This window comes from Erwinia sp. V71 (assembly GCF_965644245.1).
Classification (GTDB): Bacteria; Pseudomonadota; Gammaproteobacteria; order Enterobacterales; family Enterobacteriaceae; genus Erwinia.
In genome coordinates, this window is record NZ_CBFFRK010000176.1 from 1 (window position 1) to 6,857 (window position 6,857).

The 6,857-nt window shown below is 51.3% G+C and carries 8 protein-coding genes, 2 tRNA genes and 1 pseudogene; 2 read left to right on the forward strand and 9 right to left on the reverse strand.

Annotated elements, in window-relative coordinates; genetic code table 11:
- Nucleotides 1-58: 58 nt before the first annotated feature.
- The 6 genes from ACSZO1_RS21235 to ACSZO1_RS21260 all read right to left on the reverse strand — a co-directional run bounded on the left by ACSZO1_RS21235 (nucleotide 59) and on the right by ACSZO1_RS21260 (nucleotide 4,303).
- Complete coding sequence (locus ACSZO1_RS21235; RefSeq protein WP_437616200.1) at nucleotides 59-478, reverse strand: AAA family ATPase; 420 nt, start codon at nucleotides 476-478, stop codon at nucleotides 59-61.
- Nucleotides 479-740: 262 nt separating this feature from the next.
- Nucleotides 741-1,538, reverse strand: coding sequence for a TniB family NTP-binding protein (locus tag ACSZO1_RS21240; RefSeq protein ID WP_437616214.1), 798 nt, complete (start codon nucleotides 1,536-1,538; stop codon nucleotides 741-743).
- 89 nt (nucleotides 1,539-1,627) lie between these two features.
- Complete coding sequence (locus ACSZO1_RS21245) at nucleotides 1,628-2,182, reverse strand: Mu transposase C-terminal domain-containing protein (RefSeq protein WP_437616202.1); 555 nt, start codon at nucleotides 2,180-2,182, stop codon at nucleotides 1,628-1,630.
- Entirely contained in the window at nucleotides 2,136-2,822 is a 687-nt protein-coding gene (locus ACSZO1_RS21250) for a hypothetical protein (protein ID WP_437616204.1), read from the reverse strand. Before ACSZO1_RS21250 ends, ACSZO1_RS21245 begins: the two co-directional genes overlap by 47 nt.
- Complete coding sequence (locus ACSZO1_RS21255; protein ID WP_437616206.1) at nucleotides 2,755-3,588, reverse strand: hypothetical protein; 834 nt, start codon at nucleotides 3,586-3,588, stop codon at nucleotides 2,755-2,757. Before ACSZO1_RS21255 ends, ACSZO1_RS21250 begins: the two co-directional genes overlap by 68 nt.
- Nucleotides 3,589-3,607: 19 nt before the next feature.
- Nucleotides 3,608-4,303 (reverse strand): TnsA endonuclease N-terminal domain-containing protein, encoded by a 696-nt coding sequence (locus tag ACSZO1_RS21260; RefSeq protein ID WP_437616208.1) that lies wholly within the window; start codon nucleotides 4,301-4,303, stop codon nucleotides 3,608-3,610.
- A 115-nt stretch (nucleotides 4,304-4,418) separates the two neighbouring features.
- Here ACSZO1_RS21260 and ACSZO1_RS21265 point away from each other — a divergent pair.
- A pseudogene (locus ACSZO1_RS21265) lies at nucleotides 4,419-5,096 on the forward strand (ATP-binding protein); the annotation flags it as partial.
- Nucleotides 5,097-5,123: 27 nt separating this feature from the next.
- Here ACSZO1_RS21265 and ACSZO1_RS21270 read toward each other — a convergent pair.
- Complete coding sequence (locus ACSZO1_RS21270; RefSeq protein WP_437616210.1) at nucleotides 5,124-5,462, reverse strand: DUF413 domain-containing protein; 339 nt, start codon at nucleotides 5,460-5,462, stop codon at nucleotides 5,124-5,126.
- 121 nt (nucleotides 5,463-5,583) lie between these two features.
- On the opposite strand from ACSZO1_RS21270, the gene hdfR reads away from it, so the two are divergent.
- Entirely contained in the window at nucleotides 5,584-6,402 is an 819-nt protein-coding gene (hdfR, locus tag ACSZO1_RS21275; RefSeq protein WP_437616212.1) for an HTH-type transcriptional regulator HdfR, read from the forward strand.
- 125 nt (nucleotides 6,403-6,527) lie between these two features.
- Here the strand turns inward: hdfR and ACSZO1_RS21280 are convergent.
- Both ACSZO1_RS21280 and ACSZO1_RS21285 read right to left on the reverse strand, forming a co-directional pair.
- Nucleotides 6,528-6,603 (reverse strand) — tRNA-Trp (locus ACSZO1_RS21280).
- Between the two features lie 7 nt (nucleotides 6,604-6,610).
- A tRNA-Asp gene (locus tag ACSZO1_RS21285) sits at nucleotides 6,611-6,687 on the reverse strand.
- Between the last annotated feature and the right edge of the window lie 170 nt (nucleotides 6,688-6,857).

Consider the following 6,857-nt stretch of genomic DNA (forward strand, 5'->3'; position numbering starts at 1 on the left):
GAGCGGGCATCGTGAAAAGTCTATGTCAAAGAAAGGGTTATGTTCTCATAATTGACGATTAAATCGCACCTTCCTTAGCCAGCGCTTCTGCAATTGACGTTTTACCATTACCAGGAGGTCCTGATAGCAGCAGCTTGTGGCGGGGTTCGAGATTGTAGGAACGAAGGAGGTCGCGACGCGCGTGTTCTTCAATCAGTTCCATAAACTGTATGGTCACGGATTCGGGGATAATTAAGTCATCCAGAATTTTGCGCGGCTGAATTTCATAAAACGCATTCTGAAGGTCGTTATCATAGGTATAGCGTCGCGTCTCACCAGCGCCGGTACTGGTCAGTATATTTTTCAGCTTATCTGCGAGCTGATATTGATGGCGTGCCGTGGCCTCCGCTGCGATTGCTTCTGCGGTGATTTTGAAACGGGACAGGTCTCCCTTCATTCCCGTTTCAACTAAATTCAGCACTAAGTCGGCTCTGGCCATTGCTTACCTCACGTTACTACAGAGTCTAGTTTATCAAGCTGCTCACACCTGGCAAACACATATCTGGGTTGACCGATTAATATCCGGATAAGGGCCAGACAGTAAAGGAAGCAGCTGGAGGCGTTGTACTGCGATATTATGACACTGGTGGAAACGAACACAGTGAAATCAGAAAAGCGCTAATGGGGGTCGTTCGCGCTGACCGCACAAATGCTGCGTCACAGACCAGCCAGTGACTCACCCCGGCCTACGGCACAAGCTATCAGAACGTGACTTCACGGATCCCTTTCGTTGGTCGACACCACGATTTACTTTCAATGATGGACTTGTCGATGTATTCCTGGCCGCCCAGGATGGCTTCCCGGCTGCACTCCATCAGTAACCGATGAAGATCCCCAATATTCCCGCCGCAGATCGCATGCAGCAACATGGCTTTTTCCGGTTCATGCAGGCGAGACGCCTTTTTGAGGGGCATCACTGCCTCAAATCCTGCCAGAAGGCGCTGAAACTCAGCGTTCAATTCCCAGCCAGGCAGTGTTATTACATCAAACCGGCTCGCATGCTGCGGATCCGTGTGCAGCACCCTGACAGCTTCCCGGGTGCCGATCCCCACAATAGGGATCGTCAGTTCATTGCACATGAACTTGATGGCATTCATCACTTCACGCTGTTTCAGCGCTGTGCCTGTAAGCAGCGAGTGGAACTCATCAATCATCAGCATCCGGGTCTTGCAGGTCCGCAGGACATGAATCACCTGATAGCGAAGTTTGGTTACCGGATCACTTGTGCGGTATGGCGTATAAAGCCGTTCCAGAATGGAAATATAAAGCCCTTTCTCGTCAGCGGCTGGCGGAGCCTCGGCCAGGACAAGTGGATTAGTAGACTCACTCAGGTCATCACTAAGAACAGGCTGATTTGACTGATAAAAACGGTGCGCTATGGTTGTCTTGCCGTTGTTAGAATCGCCAACCAGCAGCAGATTCGTCATGCGCGGTCGTCGCGGCCTCTGCATCAGTTCCTGAAGCGTATCCAGGATGTGATGTGCTCGCGGGTATCCAATCCATCAAGGTTCATCAATGAAATGGATCCGTTCCTTGTCGGACAACTCAGCAACATGCCTGAAGTCTTTGTAAAGGTGTGCTAAACCAGTCATGCGATATCTCCAGGTAACTCGATGTCTCCGGTAATGAGGTCGTCGGCGAACGAGAGTGAACGTCTGGTATCCTCCAGCTCACACAACGGAGCCGGTGGAGAAGTGATCTTTTCTGAAACCGGTCCGGGAGTCGCTGGCGTGATCCCGGACTGATGTACCTTACGCCGCTGCTGCTGGCGTCGTGCCTTACGAGACCTGCTGCTGGCTTCATCCACAATCTGTCGCATCTCAGTGAGACCGGCCAGAAGCAGGGACTCATTGACACTTTTGGCACCTTCTGCCTTCAGTTTCTGCATGACCTGCCGGTGTTCCCACAAGCTCATGGAAGGAAGGGACTGATTGGCAAACGGGATGCGGAAGTACATTTTCAGCTCAGGATCGAAGAACCATACCGTACTGATATCACGCGGGTCATACCTGAAAAGATGCTGCCATGCCTGCCCTGTATCACGTGCTCTGACGTTAATCCATGGACGAAGAGGCTCACCATAATATTTGAGGCTTTCATGCGTTACGCCGAAAGTCTGAACAGTGCGTCGGAATGAAGGCATAAAGTCCAGCTGCGTGGTAAGCCTGTCCGCAGGTTTCGCTGGTAAACCAATGCCGAATTCCGTTGCATATTCCAAATATGCCGCGTTCCCACATTTTAATGGGGGATAAGCCGATGCCCGTATGCAGCCGCTGGTGATAGACCTTGGTGATGTACGTTACCAGCCACTGTTCAAACTCAGACATGGTGAGAACGGCATTTTTATCCGAATCATATTCCATGCGTTCAACGATGGATGAAAACGTGGTGCCGGGCAGGTTGTGCACTTCTCCCATTACAGTCCCCATCAGACGCTCAATATGTGCGCCATAGTGTGGGCGTTTGACGGGACGAAATTCAAGATTGATGCCGTATCCGGCACACGAATGACGGAAGTTTTCGGAGCGGAAATCCGGACCATTATCAACATGAATGGTTGTCGGCTTGCCCCACACAGGCCAGTCGGCTTCCACATCGTGCAGCATCATCCATTCCTCTTTCGGCAGGATTGAATGCGCCACACACATGGCAACCGACGTTTGTGAAGGGGCATCAAAAGAAATGTAATAACCGGTGATCATCCTGGTGCACACATCAATAGCCAGAGTCAGCCAGGGGCTGACCAATGGGCTTGCGATATACATCGTCAACAAGAATGACATCAGCTTCCGTATGGTCAATCTGCACGACAGCAAGGGGGTAATCAGCATTTGGGAACGAACCCGGCTTAGGGACAAACTTGTTGCGTGCTTTCTCAGCGCGTCCGCGCCCTCTGAGCACTGTTTTTTCAGAAAGGCTGGCGATGCGCTTACGTACACTGGTGTGATTGGGAGGCTTGATGCCAAGCTGCTTACAGCGGTTCTCAACTTCCAGCACCGTTTTACGTGCAGATGGCCGCTGCGGTTTTAAAAAGAAGCTATCGATAATCTCAACGATGATGTTTTCAACTTCGGGAGAGAGCCTGCTTTTTCCCGAAGCCCAGCCCCGCTTCATGGGTACCAGGGCACTGACGCTGCCAGCGCTGTGGTAGCGTTTCATCCAGCGGTACAGGGTCATCGGCGTGACGCCATACTCATGTGCCCTGACTTTCATATGCGCTTTGCTGACAGGAGTTTGTTCAATTAGCGGTCTGATTGCCTCAAAGCGCTTCTGAGCGGTTTTCCAGTCCTCATCGGCAATCTCATCCAGATCGATGCTTAAAGCGTCAGAAACAGTCTGAGCGCCTTCCAGAGCCCTTAACTCATTTATTCTGAGAGAGGCGTGTCTGCCGGTTAACAGATTCACGCCAACCACGGCCTGAAAGTCGATGATCTCAATGATTTTATACGATTCGTTGAGATGACTGACGAGCGCACCGATTTCAATAGACAGCAAAGCGCGCCTGGGCTCAAAGGCTTCACCATCGTAATGTTCCTGCTGAATCTCCATAGCGTTACTCTTTTGCTGACTATTCATTTTCAACTACCCATAGTTCAGTGCTCATCGTCAGTGGCTGGCTGATATCACAATTAAGCTTCCGCGTCGCCAGCAAGTGCCAGATATGAGCAATCCCCTCAGCGCGATACATGCCCAGGAACATGCGTGAGAGAAGATAATCGACTGAAGCAGAACCAACCTCACGTAAAACGTTCAGAACGCGCTCTGAATCTGTCGGTTCGAACCAGGTCTTTTTGTACCGTGCAAGCAGGCGGATATTTTGCAGGGCATCATTGCGGATGCGGGATTCATCATGGATGTGAAATTCCCACCCCTGGTCCTGAGCATACCGCCACGCAGCTTTCCATTTAGGCAACCAGCCACGCCAGTGAGTACGCCACTGTTCTTCAGGTTTGACCTCTACGAGGCGGGGACGGGGATATTTTTTATAACTCCCATCAGTCAGGGAATAACATACAAGGAAATCAGGGGTGTAGGTTAAGTTGCGGCTATCAGTTGTGCTGAAGGGGATTACAGCCGGTTGCGGAATGATGTCAAGAACACTCAGGTTGAACTCAGTCAGGATGAGGAAATCGCGTTCGAGTGTGGATTCAAAAGCGACTGGAGTGTGACCTCTGAAGGAGAACACCCCCGAAACGCTTCTGCGGGTAGGTTTTATCTTTCGTTGCTGCTCAGGCACATCTTCATAACAGTTATTTCTGTACATATCACCTCCCGGAACCTCTATTGCCAGCAAACATTAACGTTTATTTCCATATATCCACTATGTAACCTGCTGATCTTCAGTACCTACAATGACATTAAATTGAATATATCACAGCGGCGCACTGCCTCGCCCCGGTGAAATTACGCTGGCGCATAATGGCGTGTTGTTTCTCGATGAATTGCCCGAATTTAGCCGACAGACACTGGATGCACTGCGGGAACCAATAGAGTCCGGGGAGATTTGTATCTCACGGGCGCGGGCGAAAGTCACCTGGCCGGCGCGCTTTCAGCTGGTTGCCGCCATGAACCCCAGCCCGTCTGGCCACTACCGTGGCAGCCATAACCGCAGTTCGCCTCAGCAGGTCTTGCAGTATCTCAGCCGCCTTTCCGGTCCCTTTCTTGATCGTTTTGATCTGTCGCTGGAAGTACCGCTGCTGCCACCGGGCACACTCAGCAATGAACAGCATCATAGCGAGCCCAGCAGTATCGTCAGAACGCGCGTCATTGCTGTCCGGGAACGGCAGCTGGCGCGAAGTGGCAAAATTAATGCCATGCTGACTAACAGCGAGATTAAGCAATGGTGTGTGATTACATCTGCGGATGCCGAATGGCTCGAATCGGTATTAAATCAGCTGGGGTTGTCTGTCAGGGCATGGCAACGCATTCTGAAAGTGGCGCGTACCCTTGCCGATATGGCGCAGGAGGAGCATATCCGGCGGGAGCATCTGCAGGAAGCACTCAGCTATCGTGGCATCGATCGCCTGCTGATGCATTTGCAGCAACTGCTGGCATAAAAAATGGGGCATTCAGCCCCATTCAGTTTAATCGTCAGAATCCGTGTAATCTTCCACACCTTCCATCTGCGGCTTGCCGCCGGAGAGGGTGTGGAAACGTTTCGGACGTTTAATTCGTGTCATATACTTTGACCAGACGCGTTCCGCTTCTGTCTGCGGCTCACGCTGACCGCGGCAAACCTCAATGAACTGACGCTCTTCTTCCGTTGATGGTTCACGTTTTGCCAGGTCCAGCTCATTGAATGCGTAACCGTGACGCTCAAGCAGCTGCGCTTCCTTGATGGTGAAGTCACCGTGGCGAGAGAACCCGCGTGGATAGTGTTTGTTATCAAAAAAACGATTCGTTGTTGCGAAGCTTTCCGCCATTTTACACGCTCCTAACTCTTCTATGGCCGTGCTATTTATGGCGCGGAGTATTAGATAGGCTTGACAGAGTGTAAAACAAAACATTTAAATCATTACGACAAATGTTTTTTGGGAGAACACTGTGGATACGGAATTACTTAAAACCTTCCTCGAAGTGAGCCGAACTCGCCACTTCGGACGTGCTGCTGAAGCACTTTATCTCACACAGTCTGCGGTCAGTTTTCGTATCAGACAGCTGGAAAATCAGTTAGGTGTCAACCTGTTCACCCGCCATCGTAATAATATCCGTCTGACTTCTGCTGGTGAACGACTGCTGCCTTACGCAGAGAGTTTGATGAGCACCTGGCTGATGGCGAAGAAAGAGGTATCCCATACCCAGCAGCATCATGAGCTGTCGATCGGCGCCAGCGCGTCACTCTGGGAAGCCTATCTGACACCGTGGCTGCAAACGCTGTATGAGAATCGTGAAAGTCTGCATCTTGAAGCACGCGTGGCGCAGCGTCATTTGCTGGTCAAACAACTGCATGAACGCCAGCTGGATCTGCTGATTACCACCGAAGCGCCGAAAATGGACGAACTGACCAGCCAGCAGATTGGCCATATCTCGCTGACCCTGTACCGTTCACGTAACAGTGAAAAACGCGAAAAGTATGACTACATCAAACTGGAATGGGGTGCGGATTTCCATCAGCACCAAAGCTTCCTCGCTGCCGATGATGTGCCGGTGCTAACCACCACTTCAGCGCACCTCACACGGCAGTTGCTGCATACTACCGGTGCCTGTGCATTTTTGCCTGATACCTGGCACAGCCTCTATCCGGATCTGCTGGTGATCCCGGATACGCCAGTTGCTGTTCGTCCGCTGTATGCTGTCTGGCTGCAGAATAGCGATCAGCAGACACATATTCGCCAGTTGCTTAAATTTCCGGTAATTAACTGATAGATCAATGATAAGGGTCAGCAGGCTGCTGGCTCTTTTTGTCGTGGATTTGCCTGGGAAAGACAGAGGAAGGGCTATATTGCAGGCAAAAAAAATCCTTTGCCTGAGCAAAGGATTATTTTTAATGGCAGGGGCGGAGAGACTCGAACTCCCAACACCCGGTTTTGGAGACCGGTGCTCTACCAATTGAACTACGCCCCTAAAAGGGTGGCGGAACGGACGGGGCTCGAACCCGCGACCCCCTGCGTGACAGGCAGGTATTCTAACCAACTGAACTACCGCTCCACCGATTCTGTACTGAACCAGACTTTCCGTCTGAATCAGGTGTTACTCTCAGCTCCGCGTCACCGGAGTGAGTTAATGCAGATAACTGCATTCAATTTGATGCCTGGCAGTTCCCTACTCTCGCATGGGGAGACCCCACACTACCATCGGCGCTACGGCGTTTCACTTCT